Here is a 26,631-nt window from a genome sequence, read left to right on the forward strand (position 1 = left end):
GAAGTATCAATTTACAAGCAGATTGATGGTGCCATTCAATATATTGGCAAGCTTTTTAAAACATTTTATCTAATTTTACATTAAAAAGCAAACGGTTTGATAAAGCAGGAAGTTATTGACAAGGTACTGGAAACAGCACGGATAGAAGAGGTGGTGGGCGACTTCGTTGATTTAAAGAAACGGGGTACGTCTTTGATTGGAAATTGCCCTTTCCATCATGAAAAGACACCCTCCTTTCACGTATCTGTTTCGAAGGGTATCTATAAGTGTTTTGGATGTGGTGTTGGTGGAGATTCCCTTAAATTTGTGATGGAACTGGAAAAGTTTTCTTATCCGGAGGCCATCCGTTATTTAGCCGATAAATATTCGATTCAAATAGAAGAGGTTGAGCGTTCTCCTGCTCAGCTTGCAGCACAAGATAAAAGGGAAAGCCTGTATGTACTGAATGCGTGGGCCGGTAAGTTTTTTGCCGAACAGCTCTGGAAAACTGAAATGGGGCAGGTCATTGGACTCAACTACTTTAAGGAGCGGGGCTACACTGAGGATATCATTAAAAAATTTGAATTGGGCTATTCGCCGGAGGAATGGACAGCATTGGTCGACAAGGCACAAGTGGCCGGTTTTCATCCCGATTATTTAGCAGCAAGTGGCCTGGCCATTGAACGTGACGATAAATCATTGTATGACCGCTTTCGTGGTCGGGTTATGTTTCCTATACATAACTTGACGGGCCGTGTAATTGGCTTCGGCGGGCGGACGCTAAAGACAGATAAAAAGATTGCCAAATATGTAAATTCTCCTGAAAGTGAAATCTACCATAAATCCGATGTGCTGTATGGATTGAATTTTGCCAAGAAGGCAATTATGGAAGAGGATAATTGCTACTTGGTAGAGGGGTATGCAGATGTTCTTTCGGTACATCAAGCTGGAGTCGAAAATGTTGTTTCCTCCTCGGGAACTTCGTTGACAACAGGTCAGATCAAGCTTATTTCCAGATTCACAAAAAATGTGACCATACTTTATGATGGGGATGAAGCAGGGATCAAAGCCTCACTACGGGGTACAGATATGCTGCTCGAAGAAGGCTTAAACGTTAAGGTATTGCTTTTTCCTGATGGAAATGACCCCGATTCTTACGTGCAGAAGTTTGGTGCCGCAGCTTTTAAGGATTATGTGAAATCCAAGCAGCAGGACTTTATCTTTTACAAAACGAATATTCTACTTCGCGATGCTAATAATGACCCAATAAAGAGGGCCGAGGTAATTCGTGATGTAGTCGAAAGTATTGCATTGATTCCAGATGAGATTAAGGTATCTGTTTTTATCCGGGAATGTAGCAGCCTTTTGGATATCGAAGAGCGGATTTTATTGGCCGAGCTCAATAAAATCAGACTAAATAGGGCAAGAAAAGCAGATAAGGATGCAGCACGGAAACCTCAAAGCTCACTGCCAAACGCCGGCATGTCGCATGTTGGAATGGATGGTCCGCCTCCGGATTTCTTTATGACTGACGATGAGCGAGGCGGAGTTGCCCCTATGGAGCCCATTGAGCAGCCGGCACAGCTGACATCGGAAATTCTCCAGGAACGTGAGATTGTACGTATCTTAATCAACTATGGTGACTATCTAGCTACTTGGGAAGGCGATGGAGATATTCCTGTTGCAGGCGTATTATTGGGAAATATAAGCGACATTGAGTTTAAAGACAAAGCCGCAGCTTATATTTTGAAAGTGTATCGAGAGGCTGCAGCAAAGTACGAGATTCCTGATGCCAAGCAGTTTTATTCGAACCCGGATCCGTCAATCTCGGATTTGGCAATTAATAGTGTTGCCAGTAAATATTCGCTTAGTGAAAATTGGAACGACGATAAGCGTAAAATTTATGTAACGCATGAATATGAGCATTTAAAACCGCTTGTTGTTACGGCGATCTATCGAATTAAAAAACGTAAAATTGAAACCGAAATGCATCATATTCGTGAAGAGATGAAACACGAAAAAGATGAGGCAAATTTGGAAGTCCTTATTTTTAAATATCAGAAGCTAAAAGAAGCAGAAAGGTTGTTGGGTGGGTTTCTGGGAAATACTATTGTAAAGTGATCAACTGATATGGCCAAGCATCTTGAAACGGGCAACTGGGGTGAACAAATGGCGATGGAATACCTCGTAGAGAAAGGCTATAAAATAGTGTTAAGAAATTGGCGATTTAAGAATTTAGAGGTAGATTTGATCGTGAGGGACAAGGATACACTTGTATTTGTTGAAGTTAAAACACGGTCGGGAACTGATTTCGGCGAACCTTACGAATTTGTAGATATAAAAAAGCAACGTCGACTGATTCGTGCGGCCCAGGCTTATATCCTTAAAACCCATTACATCGGTGAGCTTCGATTTGATGTTGTCGCCATAACGAGAGCCCCCAAAGTTGAACTCAATTATATCAAAGATGCGTTTTGGGATAGTTGAGAATACGTACTTATAAATAATTATACATAGATGAGAAAAATCACTTATTTTATGGCAATTGCAGCACTTGCTTTTGCTTCTTGTAAGTCAAAAAAATCCAGTTTGGAATTTGCATCTCCTGGAGCAAATCAAGCTGTTTTAAAAGGTGCTCAAGTGCAATTGAAACTGAAATTTGAATCAGTGACAATGGACTCTGTAGCTTATTTTGTAGATGATAAACATGTGGGCTCATCAACCGACACCACGGCGATTACAGTAGATACAAAGGACATGTCTTATGGTACACGTAATATTTCCGCTTTGGTATACAACGCCGGAAAACCTGATTCTGTTTCCAGTACCTTTTACGTTGTACCCGCAAGCGCAAAAAACTATGGTTTTGAGGTAGTGAACAAATATCCGCATGATACCACAGCATTTACACAAGGTCTACAGTTTGCAGATGGTGTTCTCTATGAATCGAATGGGCGCTATGGAGAGTCTAACCTGAGAAAAGTTGATCTAAAAACAGGTAAAGTACTGAAAGAGGTTAAATTTGATGAAAAGACATTCGCTGAAGGAATGACATTGGTTGGTAATAAGTTATTTATGTTAACTTGGCAACAAGGAGAAGGGTATGTCTTTGATAAAAACTCTTTTGTAAAAGAAAGTTCCTTTAAATATGAAAATAGTAAGGAAGGTTGGGGTCTAACCTACGATGGACAACACTTGATTAAATCCGATGGCTCCAATAAGTTATACTTTTTAGATGCAACAACTGGTAAGGAGTTGAATGCTATCGGAGTTTACGACGAAGCCGGCCCAGTGGATGAACTTAACGAACTGGAGTATATAGACGGCAAAGTCTATGCAAATGTCTATCAGAAAGATGTTATTGTTATCATCAACCCACAAACAGGAGCAGTAGAGGGGCGAATTAATTTGGTGGGCATTTATGAGCATACGTCTGCTTACGATAATGAATTGAATGGCATCGCTTATGATGAGGTGGGCAAACGCCTATTTGTGACAGGTAAGCTATGGAATACGTTGTATGAAATCAAAACCGTTGAAAAATAAATAAGCTTTTTTCTATTTTGATCTTATTTTGAAGGTTGATAGTCGTGTAAGCTTATATAAAATCAGAATCCTTGCCAACTAGTTATGGCAGGGATTTTTTTGTTCTTACTCTTCTTTGCGCTATAGAGGAAATGTGTCTAGTTTTAATTTCCGTCTTTTGTATATTAAACTACTAAAAGAGAAGTAGATGGTTTGATAAGTTTAAGTGGTAGCGCGAAAGAAACTCGCCCTCAACAGTGTGTCTGGCCTACGAAATACTAATGAATAGAGGAAATCATGCTATTTCTATAGTGGTTGCCGGATATAATAAGCTGTTTCAGATGGTATCGTAGCAATATCGAAAGTTAGCTTCATATACTTTTTAGTCAATAGAGACCACTACTTTTAATAAAAAAAGGAATGAAGTTTAAACTCCATTCCTTTTTTTATAATGATTTTATTGCGATTAATAAATCGGAGTAAACATCCATGTATCATCAAAACGAGAAGAACCGTTTAGTCCAGTAGTAATGTAACCGTTGTTTCCTACCGCGAAACCAACAGCATCCTGACGTGCAGAACCAGCAAATGCGCCGTTATCATTTGTCCAATAGTCACCAGAAATATTATATTTCCATGTGCTATTAATAACTGCATTTTTGTAACCACCAACAACAAATGGAGTACCATTGATTGCGAAAGCAGACGCATTTGAACGAGTCAAATCATAAGTGTATGAATCATCTGCTCTGTTAAGGTCATTCAATTTAGTCCATTTGCTTCCGTCAAATTTGTAGAAATCTTTTGGGTAAGAACCGTTAGATATACCACCACCTACATAGGCTACATTATCGACAACAAAAGAAAATGCTGCTTTTCTTTTTGCAGAAAATGGAGCATCACTGATTGCCTGCCATGTGTTAGCTGCTGGATCATATTTGTAGAACTCATTCGTATTCGTTGTTCCGCCATTAATGACGGTTTCTCCTGTTCCCACATAAGCAGCACCATTTAAGGTAAAAGCTACTGCATTTGATAAGGCAATAGGAAGTGGAGCAATACTTGACCAAGCACCTTTTCCGTTATCAGCTGTAGGGTCAAACTTGTAGAAATCTTTTAGGTTATTTGTCCCGTCATTACCGCCACCAACATAACCGATATTACCAATGGAAAAACCTATGGCACCGTTTCTCTCGACACCTGTGAAAGGAGCTTTTTCAGCCCATGTATCTGATGCAGCGTCATAAGCATACGTGTCTTTCACACGAAATGGTTTACCACCAGCATTACTTGCTAGACCAGTAGTAACATATGCAACGTTATTTATTAAAAAGCTAGCAGCAGATGAAGTTTGTGGCCCTTTAAAAGCAGCTTTCGCAAACCATTCGTCTGATTTGGTTGTGCTGTCGTCACTTTTTTTACAAGAAGAGAAAGTTGTAACTGTAAATACAAAAGCTAATAAAACGAGTAGCCAATTTTTCTTGTTCATAAATTATTGAAATTTAGTATAAAGGATGTTTAATTTAATTTTAGGATCATTCTCATTATCTTTTGCCAATATTAACCTATTTCCAGTTGAAAACAAACCCGATGTTGGTAAAGATAGATATAATGAAGTATTATTGTATGCCGTTGTTTTAATTTTTGTTAAATATTCAATCAGATTGAACGAGTATGAACCATTAGAACCAAAATCATTTCCGCGCACTAATGGTGCTTGTTGAGTTGTTGTTGAATAAGGTGCAGTTAATAGACTAATCGGATTACCGTTATTACTAGCAACCATCAGAACCAAACTTTGAGGCTGGTCGAAAATCGTTGCAGATCCATTAGGGACTTCTATAACAAGCTCAGCTTTATTAATTGCTATTGATGGATTGTTCACCAATTCCAATAACGTTGGAAATTCAATTTTTGCTACAACACCAGTTGATCCCTCTAAAAATACATTTCCATCGGTCTTTTCACTGGCAAGTTGGGGATTTGCTAAGGTCATCGGCGCAAATTTTGTTGCCGAGCGATCCGATTCAATTTGATTGTACTGATAAGATTTATTATCAATGGAGAAATATTGTTTACCAACAGACTTGGTACCTTCATTATTCAGAAACGAATAGTGAACCTGTAAAAATACGGTATCTTTAAATCCTATCAACGCCGTGCTGTTGTCTGGTACAAGTGCTAAGCCTTTAAAATACTCTTGAAAACTTGTGCTGTTCTGAATCCGGTTGTCATTATTTTTGATCATCGTAAACAGCTCATTGCTGATTGTACTGTTGAATCTGAAAAACAAAGAGTCTGCCGATTGTATCCGCGGTTTAAAAGTAAGTTCTGCCAATGGCGTATTTTCATATGCAAACTTTTGTTTGCTGAATATTGCAGCTGAGGTGACAAAAACAGGACGTTCATCAACAGGTTTGGTGAGATCAATCTGTGTTTGGGTAATTTCTTCTGTTACACGGTGTACCGAAATCTTTTGTACCTGCGTAGTATCACCATAGGAGTATTTATTTGGCGTTAATACTAAAGTGATTGAATCCAATACCGCATCATCAGGGATAGAAGCACTGCTTATCGTTCCAATGCCGAGTCGCATATAAGCCGTCGATTTCATACTGCCTGTAACTGCATTACTATTTTTCCCGACAAGCATAGTTCCGGTAGCGGAAGTGGGGATATCGTCCAATTGATAAGTAGAAACTTTGGCGGAAACGGTATCAATAGGTACTAAACCGATTGTTTCGTCTCTTGAACTATCCAATGAGAGCGAAATGTCTTTATTACAACCAACAAAAGTGGCCAATGTAAAAAGTGGAAGTAAAAATTGTATACTACGTCTCTTGAAGTCTTTAATCATATTAATTTTTGAATAGTGCAAAAGTAATCAATGACAACTGTTAATCAGTGTTATATTTTGTTAAATATGGTTAATTACCACAGCGATTGCAAATCTAGTAATTTAAATTTGTTTTAGTTATGGGTAGAAGATTTAAATTACTGATCAGTTTGATCGTTTTAATCGGGGCAGGAATTACTGTAGTTCTGGGGATTTGGCTCTATGGAAGTTATACAAATCGTCGGGATCTATTTCTATCCACCGCTGAGCGCTCGCTCTTCAACGCAGTTCAGGAAGCCTATCAGGCTCGCAATGGTGACCGGCAATTGGATGGGCGGGAGGCCGACCGCAATCATCTGCTGCAAGAGGTTAAACGCGAGCTCTCATCATTACTACCTGCTGCTGAACTCGACAAAGCCTTGCAACGTGTAAGCCTAGATCCGCCTAAAAACAAGCGTTTTGATCGCGAGAGCCACAATAGACGAGAAAAAATATTTCCTAAAGATCGCGAAGGACAGGGCGCAATCATTCCGCCCTTTTTATTCCGTGACTTTGATATGAATACTGCAAATCTCGATTTGATCGAAAGAAAATTCAAAGAATCTTTAAACAATAAGAGCATATCAGTACCATTTGAAATGGCTATTGTTACGATTCCTCATGATCAGATCAAAGACGTTCGCCGAAAGTACCGTGAAGCAAATATCGCTTGGACGAGACCTATGCTTGTCAACCCGCTTAAAAATGAATTTTTAGTGATCAAATTCCAAGAAGACTGGAAGTATCTCTTGTATAGCTTAAGTTGGCAGCTACTTATTGCACTACTCTTGATAGGATTATTGCTAGGGACATTCTTCTATCTGATGAAGACGATTCTCAATCAGAACAAGATGGCCGAACTGCGTAAAAACTTTGTTGATAACATGACACATGAGCTTAAAACACCTGTATCTACTGTAATGGCAGCCATAGAAGCTATACAAATGTATGGTGTAAAGGATGATAAGGAAAAGATGAACCGGTATCTGAATATTTCCAAAAGAGAGCTGGAACATCTATCCAATATGATCGAAAAGGTGCTTCAGATGGATATTGACGCAACTAGAGGGATTGTTCTGCAGCGTTCGGATTTCGATCTTGTCGCCATGGTGAAAGGAGCTATCGAAGTTGCCCAGCTGAATAAAACTAAAAAAGTTGATTTTAACCTTATTGCGATACCGGGTAAGATCATGATCAATGGCGATGAAGCCCATTTAAAAAATGTGATCAATAATTTGCTTGAAAATGCGATAAAATATGCTGGACAGGAAGTTTATATTGAGGTGGAAGTAAAGGAAATGAAGGAAAATGTCCATATTCGTATTACAGATAATGGCAAAGGGATTTCCTCCGAATACCATAATCAGATTTTTGATATGTTCTTTCGGGTTCCTTCCGGTAATCTACACGATGTAAAGGGATTTGGTTTGGGACTTGCCTATGTCAAGCAGGTGGTAAAAAGACACGATGGGAAAATTACTGTCGACAGTGAGCTTAGCAAAGGAAGTACCTTTCGTATTCTTTTACCTCATTAGTAAGTAGTGATATATATATGTCTGAAAGCAAATGTCATTATTTAATTGGCTGTTTTCAAGTTGATTGCATTAAAAGGGTTTTTGAAACAGCACCAAAATATATTTTGATTGAATCATTTACGCTATGATTGAAATTTTATATGTAGAAGATGAGCCAAGTCTCGGAATGATCGTTGCCGATAGCCTAGAAGCCAATGGTTTCCATGTCACCCATTGTAGTAATGGGCACGAGGCCTTGGAAGCGTTTACAGAAGCAAGGCCGGATATTCTGGTCGTCGATGTGATGATGCCTGTTATGGATGGATTTACATTGGCGACAAAGATAAGAGAATCAGATACCCAAATACCCATTATATTTTTGACCGCCAAAGTGCAGACGGAAGATGTTGTACGTGGGTTTCGTTTGGGAGGAGATGATTATGTCAAAAAGCCGTTTAAGATCGAAGAACTGGTTGTGCGTATAGAGTCCTTATTAAAAAATAGCCCAAAGATGCTCTTCGGTCAGAAACTGATAATCGGAGACTATAGCCTAGATAGCCTAAAACATCAGTTAACTTATCAGGGGGAGGTACTCAAGTTGTCTTTCCGCGAAAGTGAACTGCTGCGGAAGCTGTACGAACAGAAAGATAAAGTCATTCCACGAGAGGATATCATGCGGGCCTATTGGAGCCATGATAAGTATTTCACGGGGCGGAGCTTAGACGTGTTTATAAGCCGCATACGCAAATACCTTAGCCAAGATGATCGGATAAAGATTACCAATGTCAGAGGAGTGGGGTATATGCTTACCGTTGATTGACTGATGTGTTCCACGTGGATTGATATCAAGAGTACTGTGGCTAACGGCGCTTTTTCAAGCCCGACTTTTCGCTAAGTCCACGAATATGGTAGGTTAAACTTACTATTGCGTATCGCGTAATGGCATTGGACTGCGAAACACGTATCCAAAGATCGTTGACCTGCTGATTGATGTTTTTATTGTCATTAAAAATATCAAATACCGTGAGATTGATTTCGGCGTTCCTGCGCTTAAATAGTTTTTTCCCCAAAGAAACGTTCCATAGCAAACTTGTTGTACTCGGTGAATTCAGAATACTACTATTGTATAGGTAATTGAGCGTTGAATTGAGCGTCCAGGTCTTCAGTAGAGTCAAGGCGATAGAATTACCGATGGTATGCTTATAGACCGAATAATTGGATTTATCGGTTGCTGAGTTCTTGGAAAATGCTATATTTCCATTGTAATCCAATCCAATGATAACGTCTTTACTGAATGCTGTATTGACGCTGACGCGTTGACTTATTCCATATGTTTGCGCGTTGACCTTTTCGAGATTCAACAAAGTGTAATTCTGGTTTAAATACATATTGTTGTTCAGGTTGAAGTTGAGCTTCAACGGTTCAAAGCGATACCCAAGACTGTTCTGCCATTTCAGGTTATAAACTCCATTGAAATTTTCGGGCCTGATATACTGTCCTCCGGGGCCCAATACGACTTCCTCCGTGATTGTAAATGCCGAATCTGTGGTGAAAATGGTATTGGAGATTTTATGTTGAATAAAATCTGCTGTAAAATCAGAGGTGAAGCTTTTGCCAGTCCCTTTGTTTATCGATCTGAATTGCACGACAAGGTTGTGGTCATACTCCTGTTTGAGATTTGGGTTTCCGGAGCTGATACGAAGCGGGTTTTGATTATCTATAAAATCCTGCAATTGCTCAATTGTAGGTGTGTTTGTCTTTGCATTATACCGAAACTCGACCCGTGTGTCCTTATTGAAATTATATTGGAAGTTCAGATTAGGCAGCAGACTGGTAAAATGGCTTTTTGTTGTCAGCGTATTGGGGAATAATTTGTCATTGACTTGCGCTGCAGTCTGATAATCTAAGCCAATCTGAAACCTTATGCTGTCTTTTTTGCTAAATAAGTAGGAGACACCACCGCTATGGTAGACAAAATCATTTCGAAATTCATTGGAAAGACGGTTTTTTAATTCCCCGAGCTGACCTGTTTCAGCTAGGAATTCATAGGTCTTCCGGTCCGAATAACGTGCAGTATTCCGAAAAGTATAATTCCCCTGCACTCGGGAATATTTACCTAAGATTTCTGTATAGGCAATTTTGGAACGAAAACCATTATTGTCACCAAGGGAATAATTTCTGTTGTTGACCGTATCGACCCGGCTGAATAGCCCATCTTTATAATACGAGTTTAGCGCGAAATTTTCAGCATGGCTTTTATTGCTGCTAAATGAGCCATTGATATTAAAACTGATCGTGCGACCGGGTTTGTTAAGTCTTCGCATATACGTGAGGTCTCCACCCCAATTGAAATTTTCTCCAAAGCTCTTATTCCTGCGGTCAGAACTATTTAGCATCTCGGCAAGATTTAATAAGGTATTGCCCGTAGAGCTACTGTTCCTGTCGTTATTTTGATAGGAGAAATTAGGTTGAAAGTCCAGCTTTTGAATGGAATCTATCTTCCAGTTCGCGCGGACTGACAGCGCATGGTTGTTGCTGTAAGTATTGTTAAATTGATTCTGGTTGTTGATTTGGTTGGCCCGGTTGCCTGCAGTATATTCTGTTTTGCTTTGGCTGAGTACATTGTTGTCGGTATAATTGTAGGTGTAATTTGCATTGAAGTCCATTCGGTCATCAAAAAAACGGTCCAAATAATTAAACCCCGCATTGAAACGTGTCGTCACTCCCTGTCCGGTACGACCTCTTGTGTTTCCCCGGGTCGCAAAACCATTGGGCTGATTGACATTGTTGGTATTGATGTCAATTGAATATTGCCGTTTAGAATTCATTTTGGTTACCTGTGTATTGATGGCATATTTTCGGTCAGGACCTGCCCCTGAAGAGAGTTTACCGAAATAGGACTTTCTTTTATCGGGTTTGGTGACAATATTGATCACTTTCATCCGTTTTCCATCATCAAACCCACTAAATTTCGCTTGTTCTGTTTTATCATCGATGATTTGGATCTTAGCAATAACATCGGCAGGAAGATTTTTCAACGCGACTTTAGGATCTGTGCTGAAAAACTCCCGACCATCAATAATAATCTTATTGACGGACTCACCCTGAGCTTTAACATTGCCGTCGTCATCAATTTCAACTCCAGGAATCTGTTTGACCAATTCGTCTGCATCTGCAAAATCTTGTGTAACATACCTCTTGGTATCAAATTCAAGCGTATCCCCTTTAACCTGTATACTGCTCGCAGCGATGTTGATTTCATCCAATACAATTTCAGTGCTACTGAGTTTAAACGTAAGGTCAACGGTTTTACCAAACAGCTTTACGCGCCGAAAGTCTGTCGTATAGCCCATTGCTTGTGCCGTAACCAAATAGTCGCCGTCGGAAAGTTTGCTGCTGCTAAACTTGCCTAAAATATCTGTAGGAACCTGAAATTTAATTGAATCTTTCACCGCGATGAACGTGATACTTGCAGCGTGGATAGGGTGCGATGTTCTATCATCCAGCAGCGTACCCATAATATAGTGCTGGGCTAAGACATTTTTTCCCAATAACAGCATACTGATCGCTAGGATCGAGATAGTCCACAAGTTGATCTTCATAGATTGAGCAGCGAATGTGTTTTGATATTCGGTTAATGGTTACATAAATTGATTTGTCAAAAATAGGGTACTATTTGTTACGAATTATTATCATTTTGGTTACAATACCCCCAAGGGAATGGAAAGATTAGATATATTTGCAATGGAATTAAAAGTCAGCTAAACAAAACCGTATAGCAGCTGTAGTGTTATATGGTTTTGATAAAAGAAATAAAAGATGAAAGAAAGTGTTTTGAGTAGAAAAGAGCGTATTATGAAAGAAGCATTGCTGCTTTTCTCAGATCAAGGCTATACGAATACCTCTACCAAAACCATTGCCCAAAATGCTGGAGTCTCTGAAGCCTTGATCTTTAAACATTTTGGAAACAAAGATGCGTTGTTGGTTTATTTGATTAAATCAGGTTATCGCAAAGTGCTTACCCATCACCGCGGCATGATGACCTATCGTGAACCAAAGGAATTTCTGCGGACAATGATCAATCTCCCAAGTAAGCTGGTGAGTGCAGAACCCATATTTTGGCGATTGCAGGAGCGTCTGTCTCATCATCCATTTTCCAAACAGCAGCATGAACAGTTTATGAAACCGGTCCAGCCCATTATTCATCGTGCTTTTAAAGAATTAGGTTATGAAAGTCCTGAGTTTGAAACTGAATTCTTATTACTGATCATAGATACCCTATGGAAGAAAGAAGCTATCGGAGAATTGGAAAATACCATGGAACTGACCCTGTTTTTAGAGAAAAAGTATAACCTGATTTAGCATATAAAATTCAGTGATTGGCTTTTGCCCAAAATACTGTTTCGTTAATTGTGTGATTCAATTGTCGCCGCGCGTTTTATTCCCTTAATCCATCGCGTCAGTATTTTTGCTGGTCCTCCAAATCTTGTGCAAGTTTTTTACTGTTGATGATCTTACAGGAATGCCGTTTTATGCGTTTTTATATAAAATTGTTGCAAAAACAATTTCTTATTCTCCAAAATAATAGCGTTCTTAGTATTTTAAATACATTATACAAACTAATTTATGTTCAAAAAATTCGGTCTGGCAATATTGGCACTAGTCGGCACAATTCCTTTTTTGAAAGCTCAGGATAAAAAAGATTTTGTGCGCTATATTAACTCTCAGCATGAATGGGTCGATTCGGTATTCAATACTTTGACACCAAAAGAAAAAGTTGCTCAGTTATTTTTAGTTCGAGCACACACCAATCTGGGGCAAAAGTATATTGACTCCGTCGCACAGGTGGTACAAGACGAGCATTTGGGGGGGCTGGTCGTATTTCAGGGAGGTCCAGTACGACATGTAGAGATGTTTAATCGGTATCAGTCACTAGCTAAGGTTCCTTTAATGATGACATTTGATGGCGAATGGGGGTTGGGTATGCGCATGCCGGATTCTACCTTGTCATTCCCTTATCAAATGACATTAGGCGCCGTGCAGGATAACCAGTTGATCTATCGTATGGGACGTGAGGTTGCCTTAGATTTCCATCGCATAGGCATGCATTTTAATTTTGCCCCCGACGTCGATATCAACAATAACCCCAAAAACCCAGTAATAGGTATCCGTTCTTTTGGTGACAATAAATATAATGTGACCCAAAAGGCAAAGGCTTATATGGACGGTATGGTGGATGGTGGAATATTGGCTTCCATTAAACATTTCCCTGGTCATGGAGATACCGACGTAGATTCCCATTACGATCTGCCGCAGCTCCCTTTTGATAAAAAGCGATTGGATAGCCTTGAAATGTATCCTTTCAAAGAGCTGATCAAAGCTGGTGCTCCCGCTGTTATGGTGGCTCATATGAATATTCCGAGCTTGGACGACACTCCTAATATGCCATCCTCTATTTCCAAGAAGGTTGTTACCGATCTTTTACGTAATGAACTTGGCTTCAAGGGGCTAACCGTTACAGATGCAATGGACATGAAAGGTGTGAAGAAATTTTTTCCAAACGGTGAAGCCGATGTACAGGCCATTATTGCAGGCCATGATTTACTTGAAGTATCGGAAAATAGCAAAAGGGCAATCGATTTAATATTAAAAGCGATTGAAGAGGGACGTATTGCTCAGGCGGATATTGATGCGCGCGTCAAAAGAGTGCTCGCCGCTAAACTATGGCTTGGTTTAGATAAATACCAGGCGACTGCCTTACAGAATCTATATAGTGAATTACACCGTGCCTCGGCAGTTCAGCTTATTGATGAACTTTCAAATGCAGCAATAACCGCATTGAACTCAACAGACAAATTGAAGTCATTCAAACATGATTTACCCACTGCTATTATTAATATCGGAATCACCGCCAACCAAACTTTTCAAAATGAATTAGGAGCTGCGCTGACCAATGAAACACAATATTTCATTACCGATAGCATGAGTAAAGATGACGTTAAGCGTTTGACAAAAGAAATTAAAAAGAATAAGCAGTTTATTATCGCTGTACACGATACAAGACTTCGTCCACGCCCAACGATGCTGTTGAATAAAGATGTGCAAGGGTTGATGAAGAAATTTGCAAAAAAATCAATCTTGACCTTATTCACTAACGCTTATGCATTAGATGGTTTTGAAGCAGCGAAAAAGGCGAAGACCATTTTGCTTGCCTATCAGAATGATGCATTCATGCAGAAAGCAGCAGTAAAAACGATTTTAGGGCAAAATATCCCCAAAGGCAAGCTCCCTGTAACAATTAATAAGAAATTTAAATACGGGCAGGGCAAATAAAGTTTTTAGCATCACATCCGAAAGTGCCTCTTCCCAAAATGGTCTCCCTGCAAAGCAAAACCATTTAGGAAGAGGTGTTTTTTTAAGGGTTGGTTTAATTCTCTTCGATGGCTGTCCTACTATCAGACGGCTTACTTTCATTTTTCATTCGGTCTATTGCCGTCACGACATATTTATACTGTTGGTGCGGTTTGATGTCGTCATCGGTATACTGAAGCTTATCTCCGTCAAACGTGATAAAAATAATTTTTCCCGGATCCTGGATACCGACTTTTTCATCGAGGTTGAATCGATAGATTACATAACCATAAGCAGACTCCCCATCGCTTGCCATATCTGGCTTTTGCCAAAATAGGGTGTTCATTTTAGCATTGGGCGATTTTTTCACTAAAAGACCAAAAGGTGCATTCGGTGGAATACTGTCTAACCAAGGCATCGCAGGCGGTAAAGCAGGGCTTCGGTATAGGTCATTCCGCATAGAGTCCTGCAATCCAGCAAGGTTATCAGTAAGCGATTTGGAACTGAAATAAATACTTCCCTCCACATTGTGTTCCGCCCTTAAGTGACGTACCTGTCTCGGAATTTGACTTCGGTCTGTCCAGCCGATCTTATTTTCGGTAACACGATAAGCTCCATGGCCCACATAAAAATGGCGGCCATAGGTGTGTTTCTGCCACCAGTCAACTAAGATCTCATACGCCGCTGCTCGATTTTTGAAAGGAAAGTAGATCTGCGGATTGATATAATCAATCCAACCTTCCTGCATCCATTTGACACCATCAGCATATAACTCCCGATAAGCACTCAGTCCACGGGTCTCCGAGCCAGCACTATTGTTTTCTTTGTTGTCCCATACACCACAAGGACTGATACCGTATTTGACATAGGGCTTTACCTTTTTGATAGCAACACCAAGGTCGCGTACCAACAGGTTGACGTTGTTACGTCGCCAGTCGTCAATTTTTTCAATCCCATTATTATATTGACCAAAAGTAATCTGATCCGGTACAGGCGTATTTCTGTTATCAGGATAGGGGTAGAAATAGTCATCGAAGTGGATCCCGTCTACATCGTAGTTCTTAACCACATCCATAATCACATCAATAATGTATTTACGTACTTCGGGAATCCCCGGATTGAAAAGTTTTTTGCCGGCATAAGTGAAGAACCATTCAGGGTGACGCTTGGTAATATGGTCTTCCGAAAAATGAGCGGGATTTAACGTAGTTGAAGCACGATACGGATTGAACCAGGCATGAAGTTCCATTCCTCTCTTGTGAGCCTCATTGATTGCAAATTCCAAAGGATCATAAAATGGAGAAGGCGCCAATCCCTGTTTTCCGGTTAAGTATCTACTCCAAAGCTCTCTGCCTTTTGCATAGAAGGCGTCTGCTGCAGGACGCACTTGCAGAATAATCGCATTCAGTCCCGCACTACGATGTTGGTCCAGCAAATCGATGAATTCCTGTTTTTGCTTTGCAACATTATTGCCAGCCTTTACGGAGGGCCAGTCTATGTTACCTATCGTTGCAACCCATACACCGCGAAACTCCCGCTTAGGGAGCTGCTGAGAATACGATCTAATCGAAAAGAAACAAATAAAAAATGTAAAAAAAGAATATAAAACTGTTTTTCCCGTCATCCTATAAATTATAGCCAACAAAGATAGGGAAGCATTTCTTACTTTTTCGCTAAAAAATGTAAGATGTTTGTTGGATACTTGCTAAAAGAACGTGAGCTTGGTTTTCAAATTGATAATAATGCAATTGCAGGTAACATTGTACTTTATTTGTACTAATTTAGATGCGGTTTTTAATAAAGCAGTGACTTGATCGGCTGACCGCAATAAAAAAAATTATGAGCAAAGAACAAATATCCGTTTTTGATATGTTTAAGATTGGTATAGGACCCTCTAGTTCGCATACCTTAGGACCGTGGCGTGCGGCGCAGCAATTTACCGCTGTGCTCAAGTCAAATGGTGTATTAAACGAGGTCGAACAGGTTAAAATTTTGCTTTATGGTTCTTTAGCTAAGACGGGGGCTGGGCACGGTACTGATATTGCTGTTATATTAGGATTGAGCGGAGATGATCCTGTCACCTTTGATGTTAATCAAGTTACGCCTAAAGTGGACCATATCAAGGCAAGCGGTAAACTCCAAGTCGCTGGGGAACGAACCATTCCATTTTCCTACCCAGAAGATTTACTTTTTTTATATGCTGAAAGCTTGCCTTTTCATCCGAATGCTGTTACTTTTCAGGCTTTTCTATCCAATGGGAAAGCAATTAGTGAAACCTATTATTCTATAGGTGGCGGTTTTGTCGTGCAAGAAAATGATACCGAAGGTGTTTTATCGGAAGTAGACCTTCCATTTCCTGTAGATACTGCGCAGGAACTCCTGCATTGGACGATGAAAACCGGATTGAAAATTTCCGAGCTGGTCCTCGAAAATGAATGTGCATGGCGTGAAGAAAGCGAAACGCTGGCGGGGGTATTAACTATTTATCAAACGATACAGGAGTGTATCTACCGGGGCTGCCATACAGGAGGGACATTGCCCGGGGGACTAAATGTTGAAAGAAGAGCGGCTAAGCTAAATAAGAAGTTAATGCAAGGGCGTACCTATCAAGATTATACATCTTGGGTAGGCGCAATTCGCGAAGGAGGACAAAACTTTCAATATATTCTGGATTGGGTAAGTTGTTTTGCACTTGCCGTCAATGAAGAAAACGCATCTTTCGGACGTGTGGTGACAGCTCCTACTAACGGTGCATCAGGTGTTATACCGGCTGTATTGCAGTATTATATTACATTCCACGACGGAATGCGTGAAAATAAAATTATACAGTTCATCCTTACGGCATCTGAAATTGGTTCAATTTTTAAGAAAAATGCAACTATTTCTGCTGCAATGGGAGGCTGTCAGGCAGAGATCGGCGTTTCCTCGGCCATGGCTGCCGGAGCGTTGACCGAAGTGCTGGGTGGATCGCAGCGCCAGGTATTGATGGCTGCCGAGATTGCCATGGAGCATCATCTTGGATTGACATGCGATCCAATCGGCGGATTGGTTCAGATCCCATGTATTGAACGCAATACGATGGGGGCTATTAAAGCGATAACTGCAGCACAGTTGGCGTTACAATCGAATCCGGATAAAGCAAAGGTTAGTTTGGATACTGTGGTTAAAACGATGTGGGAGACGGCTCTTGATATGAACGCTAAATATAAAGAAACAGCCGATGGCGGACTTGCCGTCAATATTCCTTTGAGTTTGCCGGAATGTTAATGATTGTCTGAGTCTTTTTGTTTTTTGTATCTTTGAGGCGATAATATATATTCTTAAAAATAAATTCTACGAATGAAATATTGCGCAATCGCCTCCGGAAGTAATGGGAACTGTTATTATGTCGCTAAAGACGATTCTGCCATTTTGATAGATGCTGGTATCAACAGTAAACATATTCACCTTCGGATGTATAATTTGGGTATTTTACCCACGCAGATCAAAGCAATTTTCATTACACACGAGCATTCTGATCATATAAGGGGGCTATCCGTATTCGCTAAAAAGTATAATCTACCAGTTTATATCACTAAAGGTAGTTATGAGGGTACCAGGTTGCAACTTCCATCTCATTTGGTACATATCATAAATCACGATGAAGTTGTCGAAATAGGAGGGCTCAAAGTGTATGGTATTCCCAAATATCACGATGCCAAAGAACCGTGCAGCTTTCTTGTTTCGGATGGCACATACAATATTGGTATATTGACCGATATAGGACGGCCCTGTGAAAATGTAGAACATGTTATCCAGCATTCGGATGTATTGCTTCTGGAATCAAATTATGATGAAGATATGTTGCGGATAGGCCGATATTCCTATTTTCTTAAAAACAGGATTAGTAGTGGATGGGGCCATCTTTCAAATCGGGTCGCCGTTGAACTGTTTAATGCCCATAAAACAAAACGTCTTAAACATCTTATTCTCACTCACCTCTCCGGTGAAAACAATACGGTTGATCTTGTACAGCAAACTTTCGAACCGCATTGCGAACGCATCAAGCTCCATGTCGCAACACGATATCAGGAAACTGAATTGTTCGATCTGAAACATGTGCTCGAACAACATTTAGCTGCGTTTTCAATGCCTGTGGCTCTTTCTTCTTAAACTTTAACTCCATTCGCTTCGCAGTTTTTCTTAACCCAAGAAGATAAAATACTGTAAAATAAAAAATATACTTGATTTAAAAAGATTTCCTGTTATATTTGCTCTGTTTTTAATCAGTCTAAATTACATCGGTGTAATAAAAGACGGCTAACAAATACCATGCAATAGACGGCAATCTATTACATGGTACAAATCTACATACAGCGGCAACTGCATGTAGGTGACTGAAACAGTATGCTGTATCAGTTACTCCCGATATACGATATGGAAGAATTTACAAGATAACGAATTTTATCATTTATTCGTTGTTGGACTCCAACAAAACCTGGAATTCTCCCATAATAAGTTGAAGAAAAACTAAACATCAATCAACATATTATGAAAATTTTAATTTCATTCTTTACCTTTTTAGCGGTACTGCTGTGTAGTAATAATGGTTATGCACACGCACTCTGGATTGAAACATCTTCTTATGGGACACTCAACCAAGCCCATGAAGTAAAAGTATATTACGGTGAATTTGCAACAAACGAAAGAGACCAGGTTGACAAATGGTACTCCGACGTGAAGGACTTCTCACTAATGTTGCATACTCCTGGAAAAGAACCCATCAAACTTCAGCTGACGAATAAAGGTGATCATTTTAGCGGCTCATTTCAACCTGACGTAACCGGAACCTATTTTCTATCCATTGTCAAGGCACCTAAAGATTTGGGTGGTAAAACGAAATATGAATTTTCTTCGCTTGTACCGGTTATCGTTGGAAAACCGACAGTACTTGATTATAGCGTCGTAAAAAATCCATTGCAGATTGAACTGCTTACAGCGAATAACTTAAAAAAAGGTCAAAGCTTGCAAGCAAAGATTACTAGCCACGGCAAAGTTGTGCCTCAAGCCAAAGTATCCGTTTTTTCTGCGACAGGTTGGGGGAAAGAGTTTGTCGCCGATGAGAATGGCCTGCTAACATTTGATGCCCTCTGGTCGGGTCCTTATGTTTTGGAAGCAAGTACCTTTGCGGAGGTTGCGGGTGAACATGAGGGGAAACCCTATGCATCAGCATGGCAGGGTAGTACGACTTTTATTACCGTGAAATAGCTGCAGACCCGAAATATACTGAATAATTAAAGGATCCATTTGAAACATCGAAACAGTAATGGATCCTTTTGAAAAAAGAAAGATCTAAAAAAAACATCTACCATACTACTTTCATGAATAAATCTTTATCCTTTTTAGCCATTCCTTTGATAAGTTCGGTTTTTTCTGTTGCGCAGGCACAGACGAACAAAGTTATTGAAGGATTTCTTATCAATGAAAAATCTGAGCCCATTTCCGGAGCGACCGTAAAATTGACTAATACTGGTGTAACGACAAGCACTGACAGTGAAGGACACTTTATCTTCGATAAGCTTGCTTCGAAAACCTACCATTTGGAGATTAAGGCGATCGGTTACGGCAAGCTCGTGATGGAAGTGAACGTGAAAGATGTACCTAAAAACCTAGGCCCCATCCTATTAAAGGACCAATCGCAAGCAATTGATGAAGTTGCTGTGTATGGTAAATACTATGAACACTATAAATTCGATAGTATATCGGGGTCTTTGCGTCTTAAAACACCAATCTTGGAGTTGCCACAGAATATACAGGTTATTTCATCCGATTTAATGGCCGATCAGCAAGTATTCGATATTGTCGATGGTATCACCCGGAATATTAGCGGGGCTACACGCCAAGGTCACTGGGACAATCAGTATGCTAACATACGCATGCGCGGATCTAAGATTCCGGCATTTCGTAACGGTATGAATATCGAGGCATCTTGGGGACCAACTGCCGAAGATGCGAGCATGATCGAACGAATCGAGTTTGTAAAAGGACCAGCAGGTTTTATGCTGGCGAATGGCGAGCCAGGAGGGTTTTATAATGTTGTTACCAAGAAACCAACAGGGAATACTAAAGGGTCGGTGACGCTAAATACAGGTAGTTTTGATTTGTATCGGGGGGCTGTCGATTTGGACGGTAGGATTACTAAAAGCAATAAGTTGATTTATCGTCTGAATGTAGCAGGACAGAAAAAAAAGTTCTTTACCAAATATAATAATAGTAACCGTCTTGTAGTGGCTCCTGTATTGACTTATAATATCGATTCACTGACAGCTATTACAGCGGAGTATACCTTTCAGGGATCTTCATATCTAAGCAATGGAAACTATACGTTTTCACCAAAGGAGTTTGCTGATCCAGGAATTGCAAATGACTTTTTCTATGGTGATCCAGGAATGGAACCTGGCAAGCTGAGAGATCATAGCGCCTATCTTTATTTTGATAGGAAATTAAATGATAAATGGAAATTCCATGCTCAAGCCGCTTATTTTAATTTTGATATGAAGGCGACGAGCACTTGGTTGAACTACATGACAGCAGAGGGAAGTATGCCTAGGTATTATAGTACAGCTGATGAGCATGGTGAAAATAAATTTGGACAATTTTCCTTTAATGGTGAAGAACGGACGGGAAATATTAGACACAGGATCTTGGCGGGGGTGGATTATGGGAATAAGAAATTTTGGGGTGATTTTAGTTCATTGTTATCTGTCATTCCTGGAGACCCCTTGAATGTTTATAATCCAGTGTATGGTATCCCAGAAGATGTTTTTCCAAAGGTAGATCGAACTTTAAGTATTAAAGAACGCGCTAAAAGCCAATCATACATTACAAGTTCGTCATATACTTCTCTATATGCCCATGACGAAATGGCATTTTTGGATGATCGTTTGAAAATGTCTTTGGGATTGCGCTTTACCTCGTCAAATGTCGTGTCAAAAACAAATGGCGACCCGGCTAAAGATAAGGTATGGAGCCCTAGGGTAGGACTGAACTACTTGATAATTTCTTCTATGAGCGTTTATGGTCTTTTCGACCAATCATTTGTGCCTATTTCTGGAACAGACTGGCAAGGAAATGCATTTAGGCCAATTCGTGGCAATAGCCTTGAAGCAGGTGTTAAGAAAGAATGGGGGGCAGGGAAGTGGATCTCGACCTTGAGCATTTATCAGATCAAACGTAAAAATGCATTAGTTGAAGATTCTGAACATCCAAACCCCAATGGTGGATATTATTCAAAACAGCTCGGAGAGACAACTACAAAAGGAATTGAATTTGATGTTACTGGAGAGATTGTAAAAGGGTTAAGTGTCAACGCCAACTATGCGTTGACTGATTCCAAAATCTCAAAGGATACAAAAGAGACAACAATCGGTAATATTACGCCAAATACAGCCAAGCATACTGCTAACGCTTGGGTGATTTATCGTTTGCAAAATGGTTTCTTAAAAGGAATTGGGCTTACAGGTAGCGTTCAAGGAATGTTTGATCGTGCTATCGGAACCACAAAAGAAAGTAATTTCAAGAATTATTTGCGAACCGATGGTGGTATTAGTTACCAAAAAGGGAGATATAATATCTCTATAATGGTTAATAACTTGTTGGACAATAGAAAGCTGCTTACAGCAGGCTCTATCACTGCAAAAAATGCTAAAATAGCAGAAAGTGTGAGCTATTATACCTATATCGTAGAAGCGCGACGTAATTTCCGTATGGGAGTTACCTATAAGTTTTAAACAAACGATCTAGATAAAATATAGAACCGATGTATAGTACATTGCTAATCGTGATACTCTGTGGAACCTATCTTTTTTACAGTTCAAGTAAAAAAGTAAAGTTTGGGCCTAGACCACCATGGCTAGAAAAAATGTGCGCACAAACGAAGTTTGTGCGCATTTTAAGCATATTGCTGCTACTCATTCCCTTTGCCGCCTTGCTTTATCTGCAAGGTTTCGGAGCAGGCTTTTTTGCTTTTTTTGCTTATTTCATGTGTATGATGAGTCTCGTGGTTTTATTGAATCCATATCGCTATTTTAAATTGTATCCGATTTTGGGCCTCTATTTATTTAGCCTTTGTGTTGAATTGTTGATTTCCTAACCGATAAAATATGCCTGCTAATAAAAAATACCTCAGTACACCCTTTCAACGGTTCCTGAAAATTACAGCCGGTTTTGTCGGTGGTTATATTGTGATGCTCTCATTTCATGTCTTAGTCACACATATTTTTGAAAAAAAAGATGTTGTTGCTACAGCGTGTCTCACCGGTTATCTATTATGGGCGGTACTGCTCTTATTGGCTTTCCTTGCTAAGAGCGGATGGAAGATATGGGGGATATACTTGCTTTTGGCAGTAATTTTCTCTTTGCCTTATTTCTTTAAACTGTAATTCGTCATGAATAACCGAAATTATAATATCTACTTCAATACACATACCATCAGTGGCATTACCATTTGTGCTATCCTCTATGTGATATTCTTTGCGGGTTCATTTGCATTTTTTAGACATGAAATTGCTGCCTGGCAGAATAATACATCCTATAAAACCTACCGTGAAGATCATCAAAACTTTGACCGATTGCTAGATTCACTTAAGGGACAGACCAATTTACACGGACGTGATATTACCTTTTATATGCACCGCGAAGGCACAGCAGCTTACGTAGCACTGAGTGCATCTAACGACACAATCATAAACAAAGAAAATTTAGCCAAGATAACGCCCGAACAAAAAGCTGCAAAGAAAAATGGCCGAAGAAGAGGAGGAGAGGATGATTCGAAAAACTTTACCTACAATTTCGCCAATAAAAAATATGGTGATTATGTACAGAATTATGATATGGGAGAGTTTTTATTCCGTTTACATTTCTTGGCCCAGCTTAATCAAGTACCGATTAGGGTAGGCATAGCACCATTTGGTTATCTTATCGCAGGCATAACAGCTTTTATTTTTCTATTTGCTCTTATCACTGGGTTACTGCTACATTGGGACAAGATTGTGTCAAATTTCTTTGTATTCAGGCCTTTCAGCAAATGGAAAACAGTATGGACCGATATGCACACTGCCTTAGGTGTTATTGGTTTCCCTTTTCAATTTATCTTCGCCGTGACCGGAACCTTTTTGATTATCAATTCGGTATTGGCTTTACCACTTAGTAAGCTGCTTTATGACGGTGATCAACAAAAAATGTATCAAGATATAGGTGTTAGTGCGGATATAAATTTCCCCTATACCTATAAGCCCCTTGATGCACATGTTAAGATCGCTCCATTTTTGGATTTGGCAAAATATAAATGGCCAGAATCCGATTTTCAGCGCATCACGATCAAAAATTACGCAGATTCCAATATGCATGTTGTCATGGAGCTTGAGCCGCATTTTAATAAAAGTTTTGCCGGATCGGGTATATTATCCGTTAGAGTTGCCGATAATACAATTGTTGCCGAAAAATCCCCTGTAAGCGAAGCTACCTATGCAGACGGGGTCCGCAGCATTATATATCGGCTGCATTATGGCGATTATGGAGGCTATCCGCTTAAGATGGTGTACTTTATTTTGGGAGCTATGGGTTGTCTGGTCATTATCTCAGGTATATTAATCTGGTTAGTTGCGCGTGACAAAAACAATGTAATTCCACGAAAACGAAAATTCAATTTCTGGGCAGCCAATATCTTTACCGCTATATGTCTGACGATGCTGCCTGTCACAGCCTTGGCTTTCATTGCAATCAAATTGAGCCCAGCAGTCAATCAGGACTTTATCTATCGGGTGTATTTTTACAGTTGGTTGCTGTTTTCTCTGTACTATATACTTCGAAAAAGCATTAGAAGAACCAATAGCGAAACCTTGCTGATTGGAAGTGTCTTAGCATTTTTTATCCCATTAGTCAACGGTTTTATGACCGGAAGCTGGATTTGGGATACGTTTCACAATGGACAACGTGATATTTTTGTCGTCGATTTTTTATGGCTTATGATAGGCATTATTGGTATAATCGCCTATAACAAGACCAAAAAATTCTTTGAAACTATTCGTTAGCAAGGGTTCTTTTCTCTGCGAGTAAATATACTTCGTTTTTTTAATTCTCAGCGCGCTCACAAAGTGCCCTTGAAACGTGTATTGGATACGGGTCAAATACCTCTAAGGTCAGATCCTGGTAGATAAACTACTCACGGCGCAGAACAATTCTTATCCAATGATACCAAACTGATGATCGCGGAAATATTTGATACGGAGTTGAGCCGAGATGGAAAAGTTGTAAGATTTCCCAAAGAAGGTCCCAATGGTATTCCTCTTACAATACGGCCTTGAAAAATCGCCCAAGGCGCATCAGATCCTGTGCCGTCTTTTCGTTCCAGTCTACGGCATAGTTGAGCCGAATACAATTCTTAAACTGATCGTGCTGTGTAAACATTCTTCCGGGAGCAAAGCTCAACTTTTGTCTGAGGGCATAATCGTAGAGCATCGTTGAGTCAATCTTAGCATCTAGTTCTAGCCAAAGTACAAATCCGCCCTCAGGCTGTGACATTTTTGTGTTTTCCGGAAAATGGGCCTCAATGCTGTTTCTAAAATTGACATAATTGCTGTACAATTTTTTTCTGAAGCTATTGAGGTGATGGTCGTACCTGCCGATCTGTAAGAATTTGGAAACCGCCTCTTGATAAATAGCAGGCTGCGAAATCGTCTGTATGAGTTTTTGTTTTAGGATTTTATCCTTGTATTGCCCGGGCTCAACCCATCCAAGCCGAAAACTTGGCGCCAATACTTTGGTAAATGATCCACACCACATCACCAGTCCCTCTTCATCAAAATATTTGCACGGCTTGGGCCGTGACGAACCGAAATAGATGTTTCCATACAGGTCGTCTTCAATCAATGGAATATGGTAGTGTGCGAGCAGTTTGACGAGTTCCTTTTTATGCTCATCGGGCATGAGCGCACCCAGTGGATTGCTAAAGTTGGTAACGAAGCAACAGACATCAATTTTATGAATAACTTTTTTCAGGGCATCTAATTCAATTCCCGTAATAGGGTGGGTCGGAATCTCGATGGTTTTGAGACCCAGTAGTTGAAAGGCCTGAATAAAACCAAAATAAAGGGGGCTTTCCACCGCTATGGTGTCGCCGGGTTTAGTGACGGCACGAAGGCAGCTGTAGATGGCATTCATGGCACCCGACGTGATAATAAGATCCTCGTCACTTATTTTTCCTTCAAGTACCAATGACCATTTGGCAATTTCTTTCCGCAAGCTCGGACTTCCCTGTACCTGTCCATATTGATCACCATAATCATGCAGGTCATGAACCGACTCTATAATGCATCGATTGAGTTTCTGAATCGGAAGTAATGATGCACTCGGTAAACCCAGTGAAAAGCGTGTAATTTCCTTGTCTTCCAAGGAGTGGAAAACTTTATCGATCAATGCCGCGGGATCTTGTTTCTTTTCGTCGATTTTGAAGGTAGAAATGGAGGGAATCGCCATCCGACGAAGCCCAGACCGGCTAACGAAATAGCCTGATTTTGGCCGTGATTCAATGAGCGATCGACTCTCTAGTTCCATATAGGCACTTTTTGCCGTATTTAAACTTACATTGTATAATTTCTGAGCGCTGCGGACAGAAGGCAAACGATCGCCATAGACCAAAGAACCATTTTTGATCTGGTTCTCGACAATATTGGCTATTTTTTTATATAACAGTTGCTGTTCCATCCTTATGCTAATTTACTGTTTCTGTTTTGATTTAACCAGTTATTATATCGGTGGATTCCTTTTCTGAGCGATTCTTCCGAACCAAATAGGTCCATCAACTGCTGCTCAAAGAAGGATTGCGCTTTGTCCATAAATACGATGGAAAGCGTATCCGAAATAGGACCCTCGTAGGTCATTTCGACCGACAGTAAATTCTTTTTGCAGAGTATTACAGATGAAAAGGCTTTTAATTGATTGCCTTGGTCGAGCACTAGGAAAGGCATGCTTATGCGTGCTGTATCTACCTGCTTTTTGTTTTGCATTTCTTTGATAAGCGCTAAATCAGAAAGTTCCACTTGTCTGATCAGATACGGTTGATGTGCAGTTGTCGCCATAAGAATAAATCTTTTTGCTAATTTAAGAAGGGTACAGGATGCTGTTTAGGTACAGAGTGCCGTTAAAATAGGGGTACAGAAAAAAATTAGGTTGTCCTGTGATTTTTGTAATTTCCATTTGAGATCTTTACACTATTCCCACTTTACCCGTAGTTACGATTGATCCGGATGTCATCTTTCTCATTTTTCTGCCGCCCTTGCTTTGCGAGGCTTCTTGGTCAGTTTTGTTTAGGGAGATGAAGAAATGGTGGCTTTCCATCTCCTAGTTACA

At 40.0% G+C, this 26,631-nt stretch carries 19 protein-coding genes; 13 read left to right on the plus strand and 6 right to left on the minus strand.

Annotated elements, in window-relative coordinates; translation table 11 throughout:
* Positions 1 to 96: 96 nt before the first annotated feature.
* From dnaG to B3E00_RS08265, 3 genes are read left to right on the plus strand one after another with little or no spacing between them, the layout of a single operon-like run.
* Positions 97 to 2,100: a DNA primase gene (dnaG, locus tag B3E00_RS08255; RefSeq protein ID WP_209578451.1), complete on the plus strand. Its 2,004-nt coding sequence runs from the start codon at positions 97 to 99 to the stop codon at positions 2,098 to 2,100.
* A 9-nt stretch (positions 2,101 to 2,109) separates the two neighbouring features.
* Positions 2,110 to 2,466 (plus strand): YraN family protein, encoded by a 357-nt coding sequence (locus tag B3E00_RS08260; RefSeq protein WP_209578453.1) that lies wholly within the window; start codon positions 2,110 to 2,112, stop codon positions 2,464 to 2,466.
* Between the two features lie 30 nt (positions 2,467 to 2,496).
* On the plus strand, positions 2,497 to 3,525 hold the full coding sequence (locus B3E00_RS08265) for a glutaminyl-peptide cyclotransferase (protein WP_293884252.1): 1,029 nt from the start codon (positions 2,497 to 2,499) through the stop codon (positions 3,523 to 3,525).
* 445 nt (positions 3,526 to 3,970) lie between these two features.
* On the opposite strand, the gene B3E00_RS08270 is transcribed toward B3E00_RS08265, so the two are convergent.
* Both B3E00_RS08270 and B3E00_RS08275 read right to left on the minus strand, forming a co-directional pair.
* Positions 3,971 to 4,993, minus strand: coding sequence for a Kelch repeat-containing protein (locus B3E00_RS08270; protein ID WP_209578456.1), 1,023 nt, complete (start codon positions 4,991 to 4,993; stop codon positions 3,971 to 3,973).
* A gap of 3 nt (positions 4,994 to 4,996) precedes the next feature.
* Entirely contained in the window at positions 4,997 to 6,361 is a 1,365-nt protein-coding gene (locus B3E00_RS08275; RefSeq protein ID WP_209578457.1) for a DUF4270 family protein, read from the minus strand.
* Between the two features lie 119 nt (positions 6,362 to 6,480).
* On the opposite strand from B3E00_RS08275, the gene B3E00_RS08280 reads away from it, so the two are divergent.
* A complete protein-coding gene (locus B3E00_RS08280; RefSeq protein WP_209578459.1) occupies positions 6,481 to 7,914 on the plus strand; it encodes a sensor histidine kinase in 1,434 nt (477 codons plus the stop codon).
* Positions 7,915 to 8,038: 124 nt separating this feature from the next.
* Positions 8,039 to 8,713: a response regulator transcription factor gene (locus tag B3E00_RS08285; RefSeq protein ID WP_209578461.1), complete on the plus strand. Its 675-nt coding sequence runs from the start codon at positions 8,039 to 8,041 to the stop codon at positions 8,711 to 8,713.
* 40 nt (positions 8,714 to 8,753) lie between these two features.
* Here B3E00_RS08285 and B3E00_RS08290 read toward each other — a convergent pair whose 3' ends face one another.
* On the minus strand, positions 8,754 to 11,495 hold the full coding sequence (locus B3E00_RS08290) for an outer membrane beta-barrel protein (protein WP_293938019.1): 2,742 nt from the start codon (positions 11,493 to 11,495) through the stop codon (positions 8,754 to 8,756).
* Positions 11,496 to 11,712: 217 nt separating this feature from the next.
* On the opposite strand from B3E00_RS08290, the gene B3E00_RS08295 reads away from it, so the two are divergent.
* Both B3E00_RS08295 and B3E00_RS08300 read left to right on the plus strand, forming a co-directional pair.
* Positions 11,713 to 12,255 (plus strand): TetR/AcrR family transcriptional regulator, encoded by a 543-nt coding sequence (locus B3E00_RS08295; protein ID WP_293884240.1) that lies wholly within the window; start codon positions 11,713 to 11,715, stop codon positions 12,253 to 12,255.
* Positions 12,256 to 12,519: 264 nt separating this feature from the next.
* Complete coding sequence (locus B3E00_RS08300; RefSeq protein WP_293938021.1) at positions 12,520 to 14,226, plus strand: glycoside hydrolase family 3 protein; 1,707 nt, start codon at positions 12,520 to 12,522, stop codon at positions 14,224 to 14,226.
* A 94-nt stretch (positions 14,227 to 14,320) separates the two neighbouring features.
* Here B3E00_RS08300 and B3E00_RS08305 read toward each other — a convergent pair whose 3' ends face one another.
* The gene (locus B3E00_RS08305) at positions 14,321 to 15,868 is read right to left on the minus strand and encodes a glycoside hydrolase family 10 protein (protein ID WP_293938023.1); all 1,548 of its coding nucleotides are present in this window, start codon (positions 15,866 to 15,868) and stop codon (positions 14,321 to 14,323) included.
* Positions 15,869 to 16,083: 215 nt separating this feature from the next.
* Here B3E00_RS08305 and B3E00_RS08310 point away from each other — a divergent pair, with 215 nt between their 5' ends.
* From B3E00_RS08310 to B3E00_RS08335, 6 genes are all read left to right on the plus strand, one after another.
* Complete coding sequence (locus tag B3E00_RS08310) at positions 16,084 to 17,511, plus strand: L-serine ammonia-lyase (RefSeq protein WP_293938025.1); 1,428 nt, start codon at positions 16,084 to 16,086, stop codon at positions 17,509 to 17,511.
* A gap of 72 nt (positions 17,512 to 17,583) precedes the next feature.
* Positions 17,584 to 18,396: an MBL fold metallo-hydrolase gene (locus B3E00_RS08315; protein WP_293884232.1), complete on the plus strand. Its 813-nt coding sequence runs from the start codon at positions 17,584 to 17,586 to the stop codon at positions 18,394 to 18,396.
* A gap of 378 nt (positions 18,397 to 18,774) precedes the next feature.
* A complete protein-coding gene (locus B3E00_RS08320; RefSeq protein WP_293938027.1) occupies positions 18,775 to 19,491 on the plus strand; it encodes a DUF4198 domain-containing protein in 717 nt (238 codons plus the stop codon).
* Positions 19,492 to 19,604: 113 nt separating this feature from the next.
* Positions 19,605 to 22,013, plus strand: a complete 2,409-nt coding sequence (locus B3E00_RS08325; protein WP_293938029.1) for a TonB-dependent siderophore receptor — start codon at positions 19,605 to 19,607, stop codon at positions 22,011 to 22,013.
* A gap of 372 nt (positions 22,014 to 22,385) precedes the next feature.
* Positions 22,386 to 22,664 (plus strand): hypothetical protein, encoded by a 279-nt coding sequence (locus tag B3E00_RS08330; protein WP_293884226.1) that lies wholly within the window; start codon positions 22,386 to 22,388, stop codon positions 22,662 to 22,664.
* A gap of 6 nt (positions 22,665 to 22,670) precedes the next feature.
* A complete protein-coding gene (locus B3E00_RS08335; protein ID WP_293938031.1) occupies positions 22,671 to 24,314 on the plus strand; it encodes a PepSY-associated TM helix domain-containing protein in 1,644 nt (547 codons plus the stop codon).
* A 256-nt stretch (positions 24,315 to 24,570) separates the two neighbouring features.
* On the opposite strand, the gene B3E00_RS08340 is transcribed toward B3E00_RS08335, so the two are convergent.
* Together B3E00_RS08340 and B3E00_RS08345 are read right to left on the minus strand one after the other, a co-directional pair.
* Positions 24,571 to 25,986, minus strand: a complete 1,416-nt coding sequence (locus tag B3E00_RS08340; protein WP_293889333.1) for a PLP-dependent aminotransferase family protein — start codon at positions 25,984 to 25,986, stop codon at positions 24,571 to 24,573.
* A 2-nt stretch (positions 25,987 to 25,988) separates the two neighbouring features.
* Positions 25,989 to 26,360, minus strand: coding sequence for a hypothetical protein (locus B3E00_RS08345; protein ID WP_293884220.1), 372 nt, complete (start codon positions 26,358 to 26,360; stop codon positions 25,989 to 25,991).
* Positions 26,361 to 26,631: the final 271 nt, after the last annotated feature.

The sequence above is a fragment of the Sphingobacterium sp. UBA5996 genome (assembly GCF_002429765.1).
In the GTDB taxonomy this organism is placed as follows: domain Bacteria; phylum Bacteroidota; class Bacteroidia; order Sphingobacteriales; family Sphingobacteriaceae; genus Sphingobacterium.